The 20,566-nt window shown below is 46.3% G+C and carries 20 protein-coding genes and 2 riboswitches; of the genes, 8 read left to right on the top strand and 12 right to left on the bottom strand.

Going from position 1 to position 20,566, the window contains the following annotated elements; genetic code table 11:
• Positions 1-88: 88 nt before the first annotated feature.
• The 3 genes from ACKX14_RS09810 to ACKX14_RS09820 all read right to left on the bottom strand — a co-directional run bounded on the left by ACKX14_RS09810 (position 89) and on the right by ACKX14_RS09820 (position 2,646).
• Positions 89-1,123, bottom strand: a complete 1,035-nt coding sequence (locus ACKX14_RS09810; RefSeq protein WP_422447204.1) for a 2-dehydro-3-deoxygalactonokinase — start codon at positions 1,121-1,123, stop codon at positions 89-91.
• 40 nt (positions 1,124-1,163) lie between these two features.
• Complete coding sequence (locus ACKX14_RS09815; RefSeq protein WP_422447098.1) at positions 1,164-1,814, bottom strand: bifunctional 4-hydroxy-2-oxoglutarate aldolase/2-dehydro-3-deoxy-phosphogluconate aldolase; 651 nt, start codon at positions 1,812-1,814, stop codon at positions 1,164-1,166.
• A gap of 67 nt (positions 1,815-1,881) precedes the next feature.
• Complete coding sequence (locus tag ACKX14_RS09820; protein WP_422447100.1) at positions 1,882-2,646, bottom strand: IclR family transcriptional regulator; 765 nt, start codon at positions 2,644-2,646, stop codon at positions 1,882-1,884.
• 363 nt (positions 2,647-3,009) lie between these two features.
• Here ACKX14_RS09820 and ACKX14_RS09825 point away from each other — a divergent pair, with 363 nt between their 5' ends.
• The 4 genes from ACKX14_RS09825 to ACKX14_RS09840 all read left to right on the top strand — a co-directional run bounded on the left by ACKX14_RS09825 (position 3,010) and on the right by ACKX14_RS09840 (position 5,370).
• Positions 3,010-3,432: a YmaF family protein gene (locus ACKX14_RS09825; RefSeq protein WP_422447206.1), complete on the top strand. Its 423-nt coding sequence runs from the start codon at positions 3,010-3,012 to the stop codon at positions 3,430-3,432.
• A 417-nt stretch (positions 3,433-3,849) separates the two neighbouring features.
• Complete coding sequence (locus ACKX14_RS09830; RefSeq protein ID WP_422447102.1) at positions 3,850-3,996, top strand: hypothetical protein; 147 nt, start codon at positions 3,850-3,852, stop codon at positions 3,994-3,996.
• Between the two features lie 235 nt (positions 3,997-4,231).
• Positions 4,232-4,711 (top strand): glycosyl hydrolase family 18 protein, encoded by a 480-nt coding sequence (locus ACKX14_RS09835; RefSeq protein WP_422447104.1) that lies wholly within the window; start codon positions 4,232-4,234, stop codon positions 4,709-4,711.
• Between the two features lie 2 nt (positions 4,712-4,713).
• Positions 4,714-5,370 (top strand): copper amine oxidase N-terminal domain-containing protein, encoded by a 657-nt coding sequence (locus ACKX14_RS09840; protein ID WP_422447106.1) that lies wholly within the window; start codon positions 4,714-4,716, stop codon positions 5,368-5,370.
• Positions 5,371-6,010: 640 nt separating this feature from the next.
• Here the strand turns inward: ACKX14_RS09840 and ACKX14_RS09845 are convergent.
• On the bottom strand, positions 6,011-6,280 hold the full coding sequence (locus ACKX14_RS09845; RefSeq protein WP_422447108.1) for a sigma-70 family RNA polymerase sigma factor: 270 nt from the start codon (positions 6,278-6,280) through the stop codon (positions 6,011-6,013).
• A 387-nt stretch (positions 6,281-6,667) separates the two neighbouring features.
• Between ACKX14_RS09845 and ACKX14_RS09850 the strand changes: the two genes are divergently transcribed.
• Genes ACKX14_RS09850 through pepV form a run of 3 tightly spaced genes read left to right on the top strand, consistent with a single transcriptional unit; the run spans position 6,668 to position 10,400 of the window.
• Positions 6,668-8,578: an OPT family oligopeptide transporter gene (locus tag ACKX14_RS09850; RefSeq protein ID WP_422447110.1), complete on the top strand. Its 1,911-nt coding sequence runs from the start codon at positions 6,668-6,670 to the stop codon at positions 8,576-8,578.
• A 54-nt stretch (positions 8,579-8,632) separates the two neighbouring features.
• Complete coding sequence (locus tag ACKX14_RS09855) at positions 8,633-8,971, top strand: PqqD family protein (protein ID WP_422447112.1); 339 nt, start codon at positions 8,633-8,635, stop codon at positions 8,969-8,971.
• Positions 8,972-8,984: 13 nt separating this feature from the next.
• Positions 8,985-10,400, top strand: coding sequence for a dipeptidase PepV (gene pepV, locus ACKX14_RS09860; protein WP_422447114.1), 1,416 nt, complete (start codon positions 8,985-8,987; stop codon positions 10,398-10,400).
• Between the two features lie 139 nt (positions 10,401-10,539).
• Here the strand turns inward: pepV and ACKX14_RS09865 are convergent, their stop codons facing one another.
• The 8 genes from ACKX14_RS09865 to ACKX14_RS09900 form a co-directional block, all read right to left on the bottom strand.
• Positions 10,540-12,195, bottom strand: coding sequence for a cobalamin-dependent protein (locus ACKX14_RS09865; protein ID WP_422447116.1), 1,656 nt, complete (start codon positions 12,193-12,195; stop codon positions 10,540-10,542).
• The gene (locus ACKX14_RS09870) at positions 12,192-13,328 is read right to left on the bottom strand and encodes an NAD/NADP octopine/nopaline dehydrogenase family protein (RefSeq protein WP_422447118.1); all 1,137 of its coding nucleotides are present in this window, start codon (positions 13,326-13,328) and stop codon (positions 12,192-12,194) included. The genes ACKX14_RS09865 and ACKX14_RS09870 overlap by 4 nt, the downstream gene beginning before the upstream one ends.
• Before the next feature lie 124 nt (positions 13,329-13,452).
• Positions 13,453-13,620, bottom strand: a riboswitch (cyclic di-AMP (ydaO/yuaA leader).
• A gap of 28 nt (positions 13,621-13,648) precedes the next feature.
• Entirely contained in the window at positions 13,649-14,227 is a 579-nt protein-coding gene (locus ACKX14_RS09875; protein ID WP_422447120.1) for a methylated-DNA--[protein]-cysteine S-methyltransferase, read from the bottom strand.
• A gap of 232 nt (positions 14,228-14,459) precedes the next feature.
• Positions 14,460-15,587, bottom strand: a complete 1,128-nt coding sequence (gene metX, locus ACKX14_RS09880; RefSeq protein ID WP_422447122.1) for a homoserine O-acetyltransferase MetX — start codon at positions 15,585-15,587, stop codon at positions 14,460-14,462.
• A 22-nt stretch (positions 15,588-15,609) separates the two neighbouring features.
• Entirely contained in the window at positions 15,610-16,884 is a 1,275-nt protein-coding gene (locus tag ACKX14_RS09885) for a homocysteine synthase (protein ID WP_422447124.1), read from the bottom strand.
• Between the two features lie 70 nt (positions 16,885-16,954).
• Positions 16,955-17,069, bottom strand: a riboswitch (SAM riboswitch).
• A gap of 83 nt (positions 17,070-17,152) precedes the next feature.
• Entirely contained in the window at positions 17,153-17,938 is a 786-nt protein-coding gene (gene codY / locus ACKX14_RS09890; protein ID WP_422447126.1) for a GTP-sensing pleiotropic transcriptional regulator CodY, read from the bottom strand.
• Between the two features lie 235 nt (positions 17,939-18,173).
• On the bottom strand, positions 18,174-18,614 hold the full coding sequence (locus ACKX14_RS09895) for a hypothetical protein (RefSeq protein WP_422447128.1): 441 nt from the start codon (positions 18,612-18,614) through the stop codon (positions 18,174-18,176).
• Positions 18,615-18,638: 24 nt separating this feature from the next.
• Positions 18,639-18,854 (bottom strand): helix-turn-helix transcriptional regulator, encoded by a 216-nt coding sequence (locus ACKX14_RS09900; RefSeq protein WP_422447130.1) that lies wholly within the window; start codon positions 18,852-18,854, stop codon positions 18,639-18,641.
• A gap of 302 nt (positions 18,855-19,156) precedes the next feature.
• Here ACKX14_RS09900 and ACKX14_RS09905 point away from each other — a divergent pair, with 302 nt between their 5' ends.
• Positions 19,157-20,326 carry an iron-containing alcohol dehydrogenase gene (locus ACKX14_RS09905; protein WP_422447132.1) on the top strand — a complete coding sequence of 390 codons (1,170 nt, stop codon included), beginning with the start codon at positions 19,157-19,159 and terminating at the stop codon, positions 20,324-20,326.
• Positions 20,327-20,566: the final 240 nt, after the last annotated feature.

A 20,566-nucleotide genomic window follows, 5' to 3' on the forward strand; every position in this document is an offset into this window, starting at 1 on the left:
TCTTTTTTACAAAAAGTGAGCTAAATATTTTCCATTTTGTTATTTTTAGGTACTTGACTTTTTACCGCAGGACTTATTAAAAACAAAACTACTCATTTTGATAAAACTTTTTAATAAGCTTTCCACCATGTTTTTTCAAATACCGTAATCCAATTTCCCTTGCACCTATTGCTGTTGACATCCCGACAGCGTTATCATCAAGCACGATGATTTCTTCTTTTATGTCAGATTGAGTTGATAGTAGGTGATATAAAGCTAACCTTAAAGGAGCAGGTCCACCTATTACTATTTTTTCATCTCCCTTTACACTACAGGCGAGACTATTTTTTATAGCAATTAGATCCTGGCCTAAAACAACTCCTAGAAGGAAATTTGCTCTTTTGTTCTCATCTATGGGAAGAAATTGGCTCATTACTCTAATTGAAAAACAGCCTCTGGTTAAACCCACCTTATGTGATATAGCGGCACCCTTTAGAATATATTCTTTGTCTATTTGAGTTATAAGGTTTTGAGGAATAGAATCGGCGAGGATTGTCTTTGTAGCCAGAACATTGAATATTTCACCCGCCATGGTAGTCATGCAACTAACAATTTGATTATATCTATCTACTTTAATAATCTTTGTGTGAGACCCCGGCAATATCATAATAAGTGGACCATTTAACGATTTGATTTTGAGAATTCCCAAGGTCTCCGTTTCCTCGCCTCGCATAATATCCATAGCTTCTAAGTTTTCGAAACTATCACCATTATAATTTAAGCAATTATTTTTAACTCCTGGTATAAAAAGAATGGGAATCTCCATCAGCTTGGGAATAATCGCCATTTGACTGGCTTCAACAAGTCCTTCTAAACCTATGGGAGTTTTAACATGAGGTATCTCATAGATTCCCAAATTTGAAGTTATCATGCCTGATGCAACTACCATTTGTAAATCCTTTGGTCCTACACCGGCCATATCTAAAGTGTCTCTTATTGCTTTAGAAAGGCCTTCCAGAAATTTCGTCTTGCTTTTGCTCACGGCATAACAGCGAACTCCAATAGGATGAGTTGATTGTACAATGACATTTTTGTCATCTAGTATACATACCCTGGTATTGGTTGTACCTCCGTCAATAGTCATTATTAGCAACGAATATCATCCTTCCGACAAATAACAAACATTAATTTATCTGATGAACTAGCTCATTAAATTTCCTGGCTAATTCCTTCAACTCTAACCAATTTTCGGCATAAATTAATTCTCTAGAGATTAATGAGGAACCCACTCCCAGCACATTGGCCCCCGCTTGCAGGAATGCACGCCCATTTTCAAGTGTTATTCCACCCACAGCAGCTAACGGTATTTCAGGCATCGGTCCCTGTAAATCTTTAAAATATGAGGCTCCCAGGGTGTTCGCCGGAAATACTTTTATAATGTCAGCTCCAAGGTAATAAGCCTGAAATATTTCCGTAGGCGAAAAAGCTCCTGGTATAACAGTAATATCTAAATCGTTGCAAACTTCAATTACTTCAGGCAGCATTATCGGTGTAACTATAAACCTGGCCCCCGCTTCGATAGCCTGTCCTGCAGCTTTCGCCGAAGTAACTGTCCCACCTCCAATCAACATGCAATCGCAGAAATTTTTATGTAGTAGTTTTATTAAATTAATTGAATCATCAGTATTTAATGTTATCTCCGCAACTTTTATCCCAGCCTCTAGTATAGTTTCTATTGTCTTAAAAAGATGTTTTTGAGGAATTCTCCTTATAATGGCTATTAACTTTTCATCCAGGATAAATTGTCGGACTTCCTCTTTTGTGAATTGCTTCATAAATTCCATCCTCCAAAAAATATGTTGCTTATTATGCATCTTGGTTGCATTTAATCAAAAAATAAAATTATAGGTCAGAGGCCCCTAATAAGCTACTGAGCGTTTTCGCCGCATTTATTACATCGTTGGCATATTCTTCAATATTTTTTTCTCCCAAAGTTATAGCAACTGCAGCAAGACTTATACTCCCTATCACTTCGTTATGATAATTAAAAATCGGCGCTCCGACACAACGTATTCCTTTTTCATGTTCTTCTAAATCCAGAGCATAACCTTTATTTCTGATTTGCTCTATTTCAGCAATTAAGCGCTCGGGCTCAGAGATTGTATTATTTGTAAACTTTTTAAGCTTTACACATCGTAAAAAATCTTTGATTTCATTTTCTTTCAAAAAGGCTAGAATAGCCTTTCCTAAACCAGTACAGTAAAGTGGTGCCCGCCTTCCTATCATAGAGTACATTTGAATTGGATTTTTACCGGTAATTTTATCTATATAAACAACTTCATATAAATCGCGCAATCCCAAGTGTACCGTAAGTCCTGTTTGATCTCTTAGATTCTCAAGTATATTTCTTGCATGTGTTCTGATATCTAACTGGTCAATTAACTTACTACCAATAGAAAATACCTTCATTGTTAAATGATATCTTTTAGTTATATCCGATTGCCTCGCATAACCTCCTTCAACTAATGTTTCTATTAATCTGAAAGCGGTACTTCTGTTTACCCCCAGTTCCCTAGCTATTTCAGCAGCTGTAACACCATCTTTGCTTGCTGCAAGGCGTTCAAGTATATATAGAGCACGTTTAACAGATTGGATCCCTTCTGACAACATAATCACCTATATATGTTGATTATTATTCAACATTGTTTACTCTCCAGTTTAGTTTCATAATTCGACATCTTTTTTTAAATTCCTTCTTTAATCTCAATTTTTTCTTTTAACATGGAAACTAAAACATTTATTTTTTAATTAAACATTTGCTGTCTTTATGGTTTTGAATACAATGCATGTAGCAAGTAGTATATAAACATCCATCTATCGAGAGTTTGAGTATAGAAATTCCAAGAAGCGGGCAATTAGAATAATATTTGGATTTTACATCAAAGTATGTAACCGTCACCACTTTTACTGAAACACAATATACTGTTATTAGCTCAAAAGAAACATTTTATCAAGGAGGATCGATTGTTTATGGTGGAAAATGAAAACAAGCTTTCAATAGAAGACCTTCAAAAGTATTTCGACAAAAAAGAGGAAGAAGGTCAGACTCATAACCACGAATTTCTGGGCAGCACCCAGCTGGCTGAAAACGACGACGAAGAAGTCGAGGAGCACAACCACCGTTTTGCCGGCCTCACCAGCCAAGTCATCCCTAAGGGCAAAAGTCATATCCACGCCATTTTAACCACCACCGATTTCTACGAGAATCACTTACATGAAGTAGGGGTGCTGACAGGTCTGGCCATTGATGTCGGCAACGGCAAACATGTACACTTCGCCGAAGGGACCACCACCGAGAGCGCCGGACATACACACGACTTCATGTTCGCCACATTAATTGAAGATCCCATTTCTGAAGAAGATAATAATCATAAGCATGAATATATCGAGTAAAATGGAGCGATTATTTCCGGTCCTCTCACACCACCATGCGTACCGTTCGGTATATAACTGTTCAACAAACTTGACGAATTTCATGATATTTCTTCACTAGACTTATGAGCCCTCGCTTTGCCAAAAGGCATTGATGAGGGCTCTTTTTAATGAATCCCCTACCATCCGCCAGTAAGCCTTTCGATGGCTATTCAATTCATAAATAACTCATTTGGGAAGTTGCGTCAAAACTCATTTTTAATCAGTTAGCTTTGAAAAACGCAAGTTTAAATCTTATCCCTTTTTCACTGGACTTTTTAGCTATGAAGATGCAGGTTTTTTGTGGGTTTGAGAATGTTTAGCAGAGTTTCAGAATTTATCTCAAAATAAGATATTAGAGCACTCTACCGGAGTTGCAGGCGTTGCGGTCAAAAAGAGATGCATTCCGGGCCAACCTCCACTACGCCATCAAGCAGGAGGAATCCTACCGCGAGAAGTTTTGAGGACGTCGACGAACTGGCGGAGCTGCAGATGCTGGAGCAAAGGCTAAGGGTGAAACTGCCAGCGGAAAAACCGATATGGTAGGCGAACTGGCAATAGGCTGATATAGCCTGGATAAAGAGGATAACCTACCAACCAGGAGCAGGACCGGCTGGCAAACACCGGAAGGTTGGAAAAAAGGTGCTGGAAGCAGCTAACAATTATAATTTGAAAACCAAGTTGGTAGTCCACCTGACTGACGGTGTCGGCACCATTTCTTCTCTGTTAAAAGATGAGTCTGTCATAACCAGCGCGGTTAATGGTATAATGAGGAAAAGTGGTGCTTTACCATGGAGTAAACCTGGATTTCGAGGGCTTGGATTACCAAGATGACGGCGAGCAACTAAGAATGGTGCATAACAGCTTTACCAAGTTCGGCCGGCTCTTAGCAGAGCAGGTTGAAGCTGCTAATCTCATCCTGACCCTCACTCTCCACGCTCCTAACAGCGCCTATCAGGGTTACGATTACAAGGCGCTGGGAGAGATTGCTGACCGGATTATCATCATGGCCTACGACTACGGCTCCACGCCGGAGCCGGTAAGCCTTGTCACGCAAGCTGTGGAGATGGCCAAGGCTCTTGTCCCGCCGGAAAAACTGGTATTCGGTATTTCTGCTCCTACGGAAACACCGGAAAGCATTCTAACCAAATTGGGTATCGCTAAGCGGTACAGACTTAACGGTACCGCCGTCTGGCGGTTGGGTCTGGTAACAGGTGAGATGTGGGATGCGTTGAGGGCTACCGTAATACCGAAGAGGTGACGTTGGTAAGGTTCAGTTTACCAAGTAATGTTATGGCGGCTCAACCAATTGATGTAACTCTTAATGGTGAGCATCTTCAATTTGATGTTCCACCGATTCTTGAGAACGTGCGGGTGCTAGTGCCACTTCGAGTTATCTTTGAAGCTTTAGGAGCAACTGTAAATTGGGATGGCACTACTGGTACAGTGATAGCAACTAAAAAGACTGCTACTATTAAACTAATCGTGGGAGATAAGACGGCTTACAGGAACGGTTCCTCATTAGAACTTGACGTTCCCGCTAAAGTAGTCAACAGGAGAACGTTGGTACCTGTGAGGTTTGTTTCAGAGGCATTAGGTACTGAAGTGGAGTGGGATACTCAAAATCGAATGGTGAGGATAAATCAAAAAAACGAACTAGAATTACAAGCGATAGAACAAGTGAAGAAAAATCTCTCATTGCTTGACAGGGCTGTAAGTTTAGGGGTTACTGACGAGGAATGGGAAGGCGTTCTTTCCCGAGCCGCCATAAACAGTGGTTATGGAATTGATGCCAGGGTGTTCAAACCGATGCCTGGTTTAGTAGGCTCTTCGGGTCGTTCTGTAACAGATGTAGTTATTATAAGCTCTAAGACCCTCAGTACCCAACTTAACAGTTCTGCCAAAATAATGGTTATTTAAATCATCACTTGCGTTCTTGCTTGCTACTGTTCGAACGTAATAGTTGAGATTTCCTGTTCCAGAATAGCGTACTACGGTAAATTCAAACAAGAAACCAACCAAGTATCCATTCGGCAGATCATATGCTTCAATTAAACCGACACTCTGACCAAAGCGGTTATCGATAGGAGTTATAGTATCAAGAGTTCCTCCAAGACCCCCTTTTGCCAAACATTATCCGACATAGGTAATATATTGTGAGCTATTGTTAGTAGAGCGTCTTTCACGTTTAACATTCTGCAACTCAATAGTATTTGTTGAAGACAAGTTCTGCACTGTAAGGCCGACTTTGATTGTCACCGGTATTGTTGAGATGCCAGCCAAATACTCTATGAAGTACAGTCGTATTGGAGGTGTTAACGTAATCATGCCATAAGGTTCCCCTTGTTACATTAAAAGTTGTGCTATTAAGCGTTTCGGGGTTATCACTGACCATAAGTCTTCGAGACCCACTTAGGGAAGCTGACTGAATATTAGTAGGTGTTATGACACTCATTTGTCCAGAAGTCAAGTCACTTTGGGTACATGCCATTGAAAATCCCCCTTCGAAAATATAATTCTCATTCTTCCTGATGCCGTGTTTTAGCGGCATGAAGGACTTCTAAAAATTTTGAGCAAAATGTTTCCTCAACCTGCTCAACGCCCGTTCTTTCATCTGATGCACTGCAGGTTGTGACACCCCAAGTTCCTTGGCTACCTCCTGCTCTGTGCGTCCCTCCCGAACCGTTGCCTTGATAACCTTTTGCTGCCGTGAAGTCAGCAACGAGAGGGCTTGCTGGAGGAATATCGCGTCCTCTACTTCGGCCAAGCCGTCATCCGTGGCAGCCACAGTATCCAGGTTTTTTGTGGGTTTGAGGGGTTTGTTTTTCAATGGAAACTACTAAATTATACATCTGCCGATTTTCGGGCTTTTGAATGCAAAACATTTGTTAAGTCTATGTGTTAATACCTGTATTTTAAACATAATGCATTCGGCCCAATTTTGGTCTTAATTCTCCGAAAAATTTTTTAGTACTTACCGCAACATTTTCTGTTTGTATTTTATCTCAATTTTTCTTATTTTCTCCTGTTATTGTTATGCTATAGATTTTTAAAAATACAATTGCTATAATAAATATAGATTTTATATGGAATGATTCTTGCTACGAGTCATGCAATGAATTTTTAAGATTTTTTAGACGGGAGGGGAGAGCTACATTTGAAAAAAAATTGATATTTTTTATAAAATAGACTACAATAAATAAAGGAGGAAGATTAAGTGGAAAAAAAGAAAGGGCTTTCAAAGCAGGCTTACAGTGTTGCTCCCGGCGAGGAATACGTACCGTACATCCCGGCGGAGCAATCCATGGCCGAGTTCACGACATTTTCATTCCTGCTCGGTATCATTCTTGCCGTAATTTTCGGTGCCGCCAACGCATACCTGGGGCTCAGAGTGGGTATGACCGTAAGCGCCTCCATACCCGCGGCGGTAGTTTCAATGGGAATAATCAGGGGCATACTGAAGAGGGATTCCATTCTGGAAAATAACATTGTTCAGACCATCGCATCCGCGGGAGAATCCCTGGCAGCGGGGGTTATCTTCACCATCCCGGCCCTCTTCCTGTGGAAGACAAACCCCAGCATAATGAGGGTTTCCACCATAGCCATTATCGGCGGGATCCTGGGAGTTCTCATGATGATACCCCTCCGCCGCTTCCTGATAGTCAGGGAACACGGCGTGCTTCCGTACCCCGAGGGCACAGCGTGTGCGGAGGTTCTGGTCGCCGGTGAGGTCGGCGGAGTAAGCGCAAAGACCGTTTTTGAAGGGCTCGGCATCGGTGCACTCTATAAACTGCTGGCCGACGGGCTGAAGCTTTTCCCGTCGGAAATTGAATGGAAAATACCGGGTTACAAAGGGGCCGCCATCGGCGGAGACATCCTGCCGGCCCTTTTAGGCGTGGGATTTATAATCGGCCCCACCATTTCGGCATACATGCTGGCTGGTGCCGTGTTGGGATGGTTCGCCTTTATACCCCTTATTTCTCACCTCGGCAATTACATTCCCCAGGCCATTTATCCGGCTTCGGTACCCATATCCGAACTCGATCACTGGGGTATATGGAGCAATTACCTGCGGTATATAGGCGCCGGTGCGGTGACCTTTGGAGGTTTTATCAGCCTGGTCAAGGCGCTGCCAACCATAGTAAACGCCTTTACTCAATCCATTTCCGGGTTCAGCGTGAAAAACGAAAGCGGCTCGCAGCTCCGCACAAATGAAGACCTGCCCATGAAATGGGTTTTGCTTGGCGTCTTGATCCTTATTATCGCGATTGCGTTTTCTCCGCTTATTCCCGTGGGAGTGCTGGGCGCGATACTCATCGTCATCTTTGGCTTTTTCTTCGTCACCGTATCTTCGCGCATTGTGGGCATAGTGGGAAGTTCTTCCAATCCGGTATCCGGCATGACCATAGCCACCCTGCTCTTCACCACCATATTGTTTAAGGTGACCGGGTTCAGCGGCATTGAAGGTATGATTGCCGCCATATCCGTGGGCGGCGTTATCTGCGTGGCCGCGGCCATAGCCGGCGATACATCCCAGGACCTGAAGACCGGCTTCCTGGTGGGGGCCACTCCCAAGCTCCAGCAGATTGGCGAACTGGTGGGAGTCATAGCTTCCGGTCTGGTTATCGGCTGGATTCTCATAATGCTGAACAATGCATACGGCTTTGGCAGCAAAGATATTCCCGCTCCTCAGGCCACTCTGATGAAAATGGTCATCGAGGGCATCATGAACGGCAATCTGCCCTGGCCTCTGGTTTTCGTTGGCTTTGGCTCGGCGGCGGTGATAGAACTGTTCGGCATCGCCTCACTGCCATTTGCCATCGGCCTTTACCTGCCCATCCACCTGAGCACGCCCATAATGCTCGGGGGTTTGATAAGGGGCATCCTCGAGAGGAGTGAAAAATCCGGGGAAGTATTGAAGCAGAAAGTTGAAAAGGGAATACTTTATTCTTCGGGTCTCATAGCCGGTGAGGGCATTATGGGAATTCTCATCGCCGCACTGGTGGCCGCCAAAATTGACCTGGGCATTGGAAATAATATGCTGGGCCAGTGGGGCGGGCTGGTACTGTTCCTGATACTGGCATATACTCTTATCAGCAAAGCCTTTAAACAAGTGGAACTTGAATAAAAGGAGGGGGCTTTCCCCTATCGACTTTTTTTCATCTTTCCGGAGGTTAAACTGTTGCGAAAAGACCGAAATCTTCTGTTAATGACTCCTATCCGCAACAATAAAATTTCGTGGTCGTCAAAAGAAGACGGACTTGTCCAGCTCAAAATCACGAGAAAAGGGTTGCTATTCAGCGTTCTGAAACTTGTATACCGGGATTTACCCGAACATACATTCCTTGATCTCGATGAAATCGGATCCGAGGTATGGTGCCTATGTGACGGTCGAAATACTGTTTATGACATTTCCACCAAACTTGCGGATAAATTTGGGGCAAAGGCCGAGCCCCTCTACCCCAGATTGATAACATATTTAAAAATTCTCAGGCAAAACGGGTTAATACATTTAAAATAGGGGAGGTTTTATCATGCCGCAGATAAGCGATTTAATAGATAAGTGGAAAGATGAAATAGTCCAGCATACCCGGAACCTCATCAAAATAAGGAGCGTGGAAGAAAAAGCCGCAGACGACAAACCCTTTGGCAAAGGCCCCTATGAAGCGCTGAGGTATGCCCTTGAACTTTCCGAAAAATTCGGATTCAGGACTAAAAACGTGGACAATTACGCCGGGCATGCCGAATGGGGCGAAGGCAACGAAATGGTGGGCATACTGGTGCACCTGGATGTTGTTCCGGAAGGTCAGGGATGGACTTATCCGCCTTACGAGGGAAGGATTGTTGGCAACCGAATTTACGGCAGGGGGGCCATAGACGACAAAGGACCCGCCGTGGCTTCACTGTATGCCTTGAGAGCCGTCAAAGAGGCGGGCATCCCTTTAAACAGGAGGGTAAGAATAATTTTCGGCACCAACGAAGAAAGCGGCTGGGAGTGCATGAAGCACTACTTTGACGTAAAAAAAGAAGAGACGCCGGTTATGGGATTTGCGCCGGACGCCAATTTCCCCATAATCAACCGGGAAAAGGGCATACTTATTTTCAATATTAACAGGAAGTTTAACAGCAGGCCACAGGATATTAGGATAGATTACATTAAAGGCGGAAACAGGCCCAACATGGTACCGGATTACTGCGAAGCAAAAATAAATGTTGATAAAAGTCTTAAATCCGGGATAAAACAGGCCTTTGACGCTTTTGTAAAAGAAACCGGTTGCAACCTGGAACTGGTGGAAGCCGGCGATGGTTTCATAATTAAATCCCACGGCGTTTCAGCCCACGGCAGCACTCCTGAAAAGGGCAAAAACGCCATAATCCCCCTGGTAAAATTCCTGTCAAAAATCGATTCATCTCAAAATGATGTAAGGGGGTTCCTGAATTTCATAGCGGAACATATCGACAACGAATTTCACGGTGAATCCCTTGGCGTGCATTTGTCGGATGAACCTTCGGGCGACCTGATTTTCAACCTGGGCATGATAGAGCTGGACGAGAATCATGGGACCGTAGTAATAAACATCAGGTATCCGGTGACATACAAGGGCGGGGAAGTCGTCGAAAAATTGAAGGCGGGCCTTTTCAGGATCGATAAAGAACTTTTCCTCTCGGACGTATCCGATAATCCTCCGCTTTACGTCCCGGCGGATTCTCCCCTTGTCAGAAAACTTCAAAAGGTTTACCGGGAAGTCACCGGGCAGGAACCCGAGCTCCTGTCCATCGGCGGCGGGACATACGCCAGGGCCATACCCAACGCCGTGGCCTTCGGGCCTCTGTTCCCCGGCCAGCCAGAACTGGCCCATGAAAAAGACGAATTCATCCAAATCGACGATTTAATCCGCTGTGCAAAGATATACGCCCATGCCATTGCCGAACTGGCGGGCGAAAAATAAAGGTTTTGCAGGGTTACTCCAATATTGTAAGCCAAAGATTAAAGCCGGCTTGTGAAGCCGGCTTAATTTATCTTTCTTTAATTTATATCAAAAATTTATATTAAAATTTTTAACCTTATTTTAACCTTCGCCATTATCGTCACGAGCAGGCAGCAGCCTTCTTTATACCGGCGCCCTCCAGAATCCGGGCAATGCGCTCTTTCTCGGTCAGAACACGCTTTTCTACGGGGTCGTAGGCGTAAAGGGCGCCGTTCACCATGCGGGTGACAAGCCCGCCGCAGGCCGCAGGATTGCCTTTGAGGTGCGGGGCGTCCAGGATGCCCAATTCAATGGCCCTGGCGATGGTGCCGGGATCGGCCCATGGGTCCTTAACGCCGGGGCTTATGGCCTTAATGGCGTCAAGTATCACAACGGCCTCATCTATGAGCTGGTTCTTCCTTTCCCGGACTTCCCCGTCTATCGTAATATCCACAACTCCCAGGAAGTTGTTCCGGATGACACCGCGCACTATCTTGCAGCTTTCTATGATATCGTCCGCAGTTGCGGCGTGATGGGCCTCACAAAATCCCACCACATGATAGATATGGGGTTTTATGGCCATTGCAAGGTATGCGGACGCCGCCAGCTGTCCCTTGGCCTGGGCGAGATCTCCCGGGAAGCTGGCAAGGCCGGCCCTGGCCTGGCGATACACTCTGAAGTTTTCATCCTGAAGGGACTCTATCAATTCTATTTTTGCCAGCATCTTGGCCAGGTCCATTTTGGGTGAAATGGACGGCGGGACGTTAAACATGTACTGGGCGATGTAGTCTTTTACCCCCATTTTCTTTGCATTGTAAGCCGCGAGAAATGCCGCGGCAACTCCGATGGCGTCATGGGCATCCCTCAGACTCCAGTGATGAGCCTCATTGACCTCCACCGGAACGCCCCGCTCGCCGTGCCATTTCATAACCTGCTGGTTTTCTTCAATGGACTCCCTGACCGGCCGGGGACCGCGCTTATCCAGAACGTTGTACCAGCAGAGGGGCACTGCGCACCAGGCGTTTTTAATGGTATCCCGGAGCAGTTCGGCAAAAAGAATCAAATTATTGGTGCCGCTGTAGCAGCGCAGCAGCGGGAAGTTACCCCTTTGCGCCGCCTCGTACAGCGCCACAAAATCTTCTCTGGTGCGGACGGGCACGCCGCCCGCTCCGTCCAGCCTCCGGTCCATTTTATCCTGCTCAAAAAAGTGTTCCTGAGCGTTCTGATCCGGCGCGATGGAAATGACGTCCAGCACTTTAGACTCCGCTATCTTCTTTATGGATTCAATAGTTTCATCCAGCGACGGCAGGCCGAGATGATGCCTTAAAATGGGATACGGATATTTTGACCTTATGCGCGAAATCAGGTCTCTCGGGTAATATTCAGCTTCGGTGAGCTTCCTGCCCTTTAAAAACCCTATCGTCTCATCCACGTCCTCTGTGCCGCTGAACACCCTGCAAAATATCCCGCTTTCTTGCGCCACCTTTGCGGTGGGCTCTGTGCCGCCGAAGATCCATCCGACATCCTGCAGGCCTTCCGCTTCAATTTTTTCCGCCAGTTCCTTTAAAACCTCCTTGAGAGGCTCCGGCGTCAGTCTGTAGCTTACACCCACATAATCGGGTTTTTCCGCCTTTACCGCCTCTATCAGTTCGTCTATGGCGACGGCGGCTCCCAAAAACTTTGTCTCGTAACCTTCCCTCTCGGCAAGAGAAAGAAAATTCATAATCCCGGCCACATGAACGCAGTTGGCGATTGTAGCCGCAATGATCTTTTTCATGCCACCACCCCCTCCTCTTCGATAATAATTTTGTTCACGCTCCCGGTTTGGGCCAGCTGGTGAATCTCCGCCACCGAAAGGCCTTTAAGACCAAGCTTTTCCACATTCCTCCCCTCCTGCCAGAAATTACGGCCGGTCATTATATTTGCCAGTCGGATTATGGTATCAATAGCAGGGGTTTCTATGCCCAAATGGGAGGCTAACGAAGATATGGGAACCAGGCTGTACGGCACATCTTCGTAAATATAACGGGTATCCAGACCCTTCGGAGCTGTGAGGCCCTTATATGCCGGGTTGTTCTGAATGGCCTCGTAGATGGTTTCGCCCTTTGCCCCATAGGACTCCTCAAGCCACTCCCGGGCTGAAACGGCTTTAACCCCGAGGGCTCTTGCCACTTTCAGCCTTTCCACATCAAGCTTCTCCAGTATCTGGCCGATGGAAGGAGTAATCCCCTCCAGGTAGTATTCAAATGTCTGCCCCCGCTCGATATGGCCGCTGTTTAAAAGCGTCGGCGCCGGATGAAAAATGGCTCCGAAATTGTTCAGGCTTGTTTCCATAACGTCTTTGGCCGGGATAAACTGCGGATAAGCCCCGGAAAGGAGTCTTATAACTTTTTTTGTGTATATGGCCGGTATGGCAGCCAGGGCCACTTCTTTTTTTACGCTGAAAATCCTGGCGCTGGTGGGCCCGGTGGCCCTGCAGGCGTAAATGAAAGTCTGAGCTTCGGCCACAATAATTTTTCTGTCGCATCCGGAATTCCTCAAAGTTTCATATACTTCCAAAGCTCCTCCGGTACGGCCGGGGTTTAAGACGACAATCTGGCCGTCTTTCAAGTAGGGTGCCATCATCTTTGCCAGATGGAAATGCCCCGTGGCCGGTACCGTCACCATTATGATGTCGACGTCCGCGATGGCCTTTTCAATGTCGCCGGTAACAAGATTAAGCGTTCCAGTACCTTCCACGGAACCGGTAAGATTGATCCTGGGGTCTGCCATGAGCGGTTTTATTTTGTCGAGCGATCTGTTGAACAGGTTGACGGTAAAACCCTTCAATGCCAGAAAACCGGCCATAGCGAGACCGCCGTTGCCAGCCCCTATAACCGCGTAGCGTACATCCACAGGACGTTTAATCATATTCAAATCCCTCCCTTTCTTACGTTTTTTATGATAATGATTATCTTCCCCAATTAGGCAAAACAAAAAGCTATGGAGATCCATAGCTTTGAGCATGCCAAATTAACAGCACTCAAATGCCATCAATCTCCCCTTCTCACGCTTACGAGGTTAGCTGACGGGTTCGGGCCGAAGAGTGTAACCCTACCCCTTGATCAAGAATATGTAAAAATACTCCCGGTCGAAGGGGATTCACCCCAGATCATTGGGTCCCCCGCTTCTTTCTTGCGAAAGAATTCAGCGTTCAAGATTGAGAGCATATTATTTGATTGTAAGATAGATTATATCATAAGGCCAGCGCTTTCGTCAATAAGTAAATTTGAAGGAAGATCAGGCCGCAAACCTTCCGACTCCAGTTCCAGCAAAAATCTCTTTATTTCAAGCCCGCCGCCGTATCCCACAAGAGAGCCGTCGCTCCCTATCACCCGGTGGCATGGAACTATAATGGCCACGGGGTTTTTGTTGTTGGCGCCGCCCACAGCCCTGCAGGCACCGGGGGTTCCCACAGCCCTTGCTATATCCCTGTAGCTTGCGGTCCTGCCATACGGTATCTTCAACAGTTCCCGCCAGACCTTTTTCTGAAACTCGGTGCCTTCCAAGTCAAGAGGGATGGAAAATTCCTTCAATTTCCTGTCAAAGTAAAGCTTGAGTTCTTCCGAGGCCTTTTTATTTATGGGGCTTTTTTCGCCATCCCTGTCCTCGTCCCAGAGCTCGCATTCCCCGTAAGTCTTCTTCAGTCCGGTTAAAAAACACTCCTCGGTTTCCCCCGGCAGCGCCAGGCGGCACACTCCCTTTTCGGTGGAGGCCAGCATAAGCCTTCCTATTTTTGTATCGACCCGGCGGTAAAATATTGTGCGCATGAAACTCCCTCCCGGATTTTAATCATTATTCAGTTTTAAATTTCATCGTTCCCCACGGCTTTTTACACTGTAATTATACCATTTATATGTTTTTCCGGGCACCGTAAACTTGATATCATGCGACCGCTCGGTAAGCTTAACCGGAAAGTTTTTTTGCTGCACCCTCACAAACAGCAATTGAACAATCGCCCTTGTTCCGGAATTGACATGTGGTTTAAAATTGACATGTGGTTTAAATAAGATCCACCGAAGTCTCATTTATATGAGTTTGGCTCCGGATATTTTCCAGTATTTCCCTGACCATGGGAGCCAGCTGGTCAAAATCCACCAGAAAGGCGTCATGGCCCTGGCACGACTTTATCTCTCTGTATTCACCGTAGCCGCCGGCGGTGTTTAACCGCCTGATAAAACCTCTCATTTCCGCCGGAAAATACAGCATATCCGTATCTATGCCTATCATAAATACTCTGGCTTTGATGCGCCTTATGGCTTTTTCCAGGGAGCCGTAGGGTTCTGCGATGTCGTGCCGGTTCATCGCCCTCACAAGGCAGAGGTAAGTATTGGCATCAAAACGATTGACAAAAATCTCTCCCTGGTGCTCCAGATAGCTTTCCACCTGGAAAAGTCCCTTTTCCGGATCCATTTTCCTGTCAAACCTTCGCTCGAAAAGTTCGTCGCTTTTGTATGTGAGGGTACCTATCATCCTGGCCAGGGAAAGCCCTCTCACCGGCTGACCGACAGAATAGTAGTCTCCGTTTCTCCAGGCCGGGTCGTTCTCTATGGCCTTTATGCCCGCGTAATTGAAGGCAACGGCAAGCGGAGAGAGTTTATGGGTGGCGGCTATGGGCACTACCGCCTCCACAAAATCGGGAAAGGTCACCGCCCACTCCAGGGCTTGCATACCACCCATGGAACCACCGATGGCCATCCTTAATTTCTTTATCCCCAGGTAATCCAGCAAAATTTTTTGCAATCTTACCATATCCCGTATATTTATGGGAGGAAAACCCATGCCGTAAGGTACATTTGTTCGTGGATTAACGGAGGATGGGCCCGTGGTGCCCCTGCATCCTCCCAGGACATTGGAGCATATGACAAAATATCTGTCCGTATCCAGGGCCCGTCCGGTACCGATCATGGGGTCCCACCAGCCTGGTTTTGGGTCCCGGTTGGTGTAAACTCCCGCCGCATGTGCATCCCCTGTCAAGGCGTGCAAAACCAGGACGGCGTTATCTTTTTGCCGGTTTAATCTGCCGTAAGTCTCATAGGCCACCTGGATGTAATCGAAAGTATACCCGCTCTCGGTAGTGAATTCAATCTCCTCTTTTGTAAAGGAAAACAGACGCTCTTTAACTATCACGGGCTTCCTCCTTCCGGATGAATTAAACAGCCGCAAGGCCCCTTTCCAGATCCTCCAATATGTCCTCAATATCTTCGATACCAACGGATATTCTTATCATGTCTGGAGTGACTCCCGCCGCCAGTTGTTCTTCCGGGCTCAGTTGCTGGTGGGTGGTGCTGGCCGGGTGTATCACCAGAGACTTCGCGTCGCCCACATTTGCAAGATGAGAGAAAAGCCTCACGCTTTCTATAAATCTTTTTCCCGCTTCCAGACCCCCTTTAATTCCAAAGGTGAATATGGCTCCGGGGCCCTCCGGCAGGTATTTTTGGGCCAGCGGGTAATATGGGGACTCGGCAAGCCCCGGGTAATTGACCCACACGACTTTTGGATGATTATTGAGAAACTCCGCCGCCTTTTGGGCGTTTTCCACATGGCGCTGCATTCTCACGTGGAGAGTCTCCAGTCCCTGCAGCAGCAAAAAGGCATTGAAGGGACTCATGCAGGCTCCCATATCCCTGAGGAGCTGGGTTCTCGCTCTGGCTATATAGGCGGCTTTTCCGAAGACTTCGGTGTATACTATGCCGTGGTAACTGGGGTCCGGTTCGGTCAATTCGGGGAATTTACCATTTGTCCAGTCGAACTTCCCCGAGTCCACGATAATCCCTCCTATGCAGGTGCCGTGCCCGCCGATAAATTTCGTGGCGGAGTGCACCACTATGTCGGCACCGAATTCAAAGGGCCTGCACAGGTAGGGTGTGGCGAAGGTATTGTCCACGATAAGGGGTACGCCCGCATCATGGGCTATTTTTGCCACTTCTTCCACATCCAGGATGTCTATCTTCGGGTTGCCGATTATTTCCCCGTAAAGCGCTCTGGTCCGGGGCCCTATGGCCTTTCTATAATTTGCCGGGTCGCTGGGATCAACAAATTTTACTTGTATGCCCAGCCGTTTTAATGTCGATGCCAGAAGGTTATGAGTCCCGCCATACAGATTACTTGAAGAGACGATTTCATCTCCGGCCTTTGCGATATTCATTATGGAATAGGCTATGGCCGCCTGGCCGGAAGAAAGGGCCAGCGCCCCAACGCCGCCTTCGAGAGCGGCCATGCGTTTTTCCAGCACATCCTGCGTGGGGTTCATGATGCGGGTATATATATTTCCTTCCTCTTTCAGGGCAAACAGGTTTGCGGCATGTTCGGTACTCTTGAACACATAGGAGGTGGTCTGATAGATGGGTACCGCCCTGGACCCCGTAACGGGGTCCGCCTCCTGCCCCGCATGAAGGGCCAGCGTGTTGAATCTGTAATTTGTCATAATGATTCCTCCTCCGGTTTTTGTATAAAAAAAACCCCCTTCGATAAGAAGAGGGTTTTTGACCACCTTCCTCTTATCTCTCAAAACGCCTGGCGTTTTGCAGGAATTGGCACCATTTTAGAAGCAAAGCTTCTAACGGTTGCCGGGTTTCATAGGGCCAGTCCCTCCACCACTCTTGATAAGAGGTTTTACAACCTTTATCATATTCAATTTTTATTGATTATATCAGGGGATAAAACCGTTGTCAATATAAATTTATAGGGCGCAGTTAAGATCTAATTTTTTTAAGTTCTTCTACCAGTTTATCGTTGAGTATTCTTATATATGTACCTTTCATGCCCAGCGACCGCGATTCTATGACGCCGGCGCTTTCGAATTTTCTCAGGGCATTTACAATGACAGACCTGGTGATGCCGACCTTGTCGGCAATCTTGCTGGCCACCAGCAGCCCTTCATTTCCATCCAGTTCTTCAAAAATATGTTCCACCGCTTCCAGTTCCGAAAAGGACAGCGTCCCGATCGCCAGTTGGGCAATGGCTTTCTTGCGCGCCTCTTCCTCAATTTCTTCATTTTTTGACCTCAATATCTCCATGCCCACAACCGTTGCACTGTATTCCGCCAGGACCAGGTCCTCTTCGGTGAACTCCCTGCCAAATCTGGTTAAAACCAGCGTCCCCAACCTTTCCCCGCCGCCGTTAATCGGCACTATTGTCATCAACATGCCTGTGCCGGGACCCTGGGCAGTGCTTTCCTCAGCCATCTCAAGGGCATCCGGAGTTAGATTGGGCCTTGTCTCCCGGATCTCCAGCAGCCTGTCGTTATAATGTTTTGGAAAAACCTTTTCCTCCAGCACCATCTCCCGAACCGGATCGCCATCGGAGTCTTCCATCAAATAAAAGCCCAAAACCTTACCCTTCCGGCTGGCGACATAGGCGTTTACAGACAGCACCTCCCCCAGGATTTTGCATACCTCGTCGAAATCCACCGGGTACCCGGCCGTCCTCTGCAACAATTTGTTGATTTTCCTGGTTTTTTCTAATAAGTTCTCTGCCATAGTACTTCATCCTCCTCAAAATTACTCTTCAAATAAAATTATTAGCATAATTTACATGTTTTAAACTTCAAATATTACATTTTCACAAAAAATTGCACAATTGCTTGAATTCGCCTTAATGTTGAATGGACGTTTTTCCCCCTGAAAGGTTCGGATGTTTTTAAAAAAACAAAGGATCGATTAACTTAACTTAAAAATGGGCAACGGTACAAAAAAAATTTGTTAATATTAAATCTTAATACTTACGTATATAGTAAATATAATGGGCAAAGTACAGAATAATTTCAGTCAGGAGAATTGCGCTGATGTCTGCAGGAATTTTTCCTTTTTGTCCCGTTTCTCCGCCCAGGATGGCAAATAATATCAAAATGGTCCACCAGAACGCTCCGTTAGCCGCTTTGGCGGTGATAAACTCTTTGCGTTCATCGGGCTCTGCCGCCCAGACTTCCAGCTTTCCGGATTTTATTTGATTTATGCGTCTCACCGCCAGAGTGATCCCCGAAATATATGCGGCCGAACCTGTCAGCCAAATAAATGCTACCGGAGTATCAAGTTCCTGTTTTATAAAACTTATCACAAACCATATGGCGGCACCCGCGAGATATACGCCTCCGAACCACAGGTAACTGCGGAGGTGCTTTATAGCCCTATCCTGCATGCTGTTTTTCTTTGACATTATCATCAACTCCCATATAAAAATTTATTCCCAATCAGACGGTTCCAGGATGAAGATTTGTTCCATCGGAAGTTCAAAAATATTCGCCATTTTCAGTGCGAGAATTATCGAAGGTTTATAACGCCCCGTTTCAATGGCGTTAATGGTCTGGCGGGAGACATGCACTTTTTTCGCCAGCTGCTCCTGGGTTAATCCTTTCTCCTCTCTGAGTTTTTTAACATAGTTTTTTATAAAAGCCACCTCCCAACATCGGTGTAAAGTTAGCTTTACACCGATTATATCATTTGAACAAGGTTTTGTAAAGTATGCTTTACATCTCATGCATTAGAGTTGCGTCTATTCAGTGTCCAGAATACAAAAGTATTCTTCCAGTGGCAGCCAGAAAATCAGATTAAATGCGGTAAAAAGTTTAGTAGATTTAACTGCAGCATACCGACGGTATATTTTTGTAACCAGGTATCGCTTAAGTGCTTACTTTAACAATTCAGCCATAAAATTTATACTATTATTAGCGATATCTTAAGTCAAAAGGAAGTGATGGTGTGGAAAACTTTGTTTTCAAAAACCCCACAAAAATTATTTTCGGAAAGGGGACGGAGAAACTCATAGGGGAAGAAACCGCGCGGTATGAAAAGAAGGTCCTTTTTTGCTACGGCGGAGGGAGCATAAAGAGAACGGGGCTTTACGACAGGGTGGTAAAGTCGCTCAGGCAATCCGGCGTAGAGTTTGTGGAGCTGTCGGGCATCCAGCCCAATCCCCGTTTGAGCCTGGTGAGAGAGGGCATAAAATTGTGCCGGGAAAACTCCATCAAATTCATCCTGGCCGTGGGGGGCGGAAGCGTGATAGACACCGCCAAGGCCATCGCCGTCGGAGTGCCCTATGAAGGCGACGTATGGGATTTTTATTCAGGAAAGGCTAACGTCGAAGAGGCGCTGCCGGTAGGCGTCATTTTGACCATCCCCGCCACCGGGAGCGAAGCCAGCGACAGTTCGGTCATTACCAACGAAGAGGGATGGTTTAAAAGAGGCATACACAGCGAGCATATAAGGCCGGTTTTTTCCATATTAAATCCAGAACTTACATATACGCTGCCACCCTATCAGACGGCCTGCGGCGCCGCGGATATCATGGCCCACGTAATGGAAAGGTATTTTACCGATGTAAAACATGTGGATTTCACCGACAGGCTGTGCGAAGCCACATTAAAGACCGTCATCAATAATGTGCAGATAGCGTTAAAACACCCCGACAATTACGACGCCAGGGCCGAAATCATGTGGGCGGGCACCATAGCTCACAACGACCTGCTGAGTACCGGCAGGATTGGCGACTGGGCTTCCCACAAGATCGAACACGAATTGAGCGGAATATACGACATTGCCCACGGGGCAGGGCTTGCCATAGTGTTCCCGGCATGGATGAAATACGTGTACAGGCATGATGTAAACAGATTCGTCCAGTTCGCCGTAAGGGTATGGGACGTCGACATGCCCTTTGAATCGCCTGAGTCCGTTGCGCTGGCGGGAATTGAAAGGATGACGGAGTTTTTCAGGAAAATCGGCCTTCCGGTAACGTTGAGCGAGATTAATATCCCCGACGACAGATTTGAGGAAATGGCAGACAAATGCACCGATTCGGGCAAAAAAACCGTCGGCAATTTCGTCAAACTGGGCAAAGACGATGTGATAAATATTTTCAAGCTGGCAAAATAGACGCATAATCCCTGCTGTATGGCACAACAGGCTGTCCCGAACGGACAGTCTGTTTTTTCATCAAAATCGCCGTTTTTTACCTGTCGAATCTAATTTTGTTGAATGAGAAGTTTTTTGTCCCGGAAAGACAGGATGGCGATTTTTCAGCCGGTTGAACTCAGCCAGATTAAGCGCCTTTGGGTATAATAAGCAATTGTTAAACCCTGCAATACATGGATAACAAAAAGTTTTTTATATAGT

The sequence above is a fragment of the Thermorhabdus hydrogeniformans genome, from assembly GCF_049310025.1.
In the GTDB taxonomy this organism is placed as follows: domain Bacteria; phylum Bacillota; class Thermosediminibacteria; order Thermosediminibacterales; family Tepidanaerobacteraceae; genus JBJYKD01.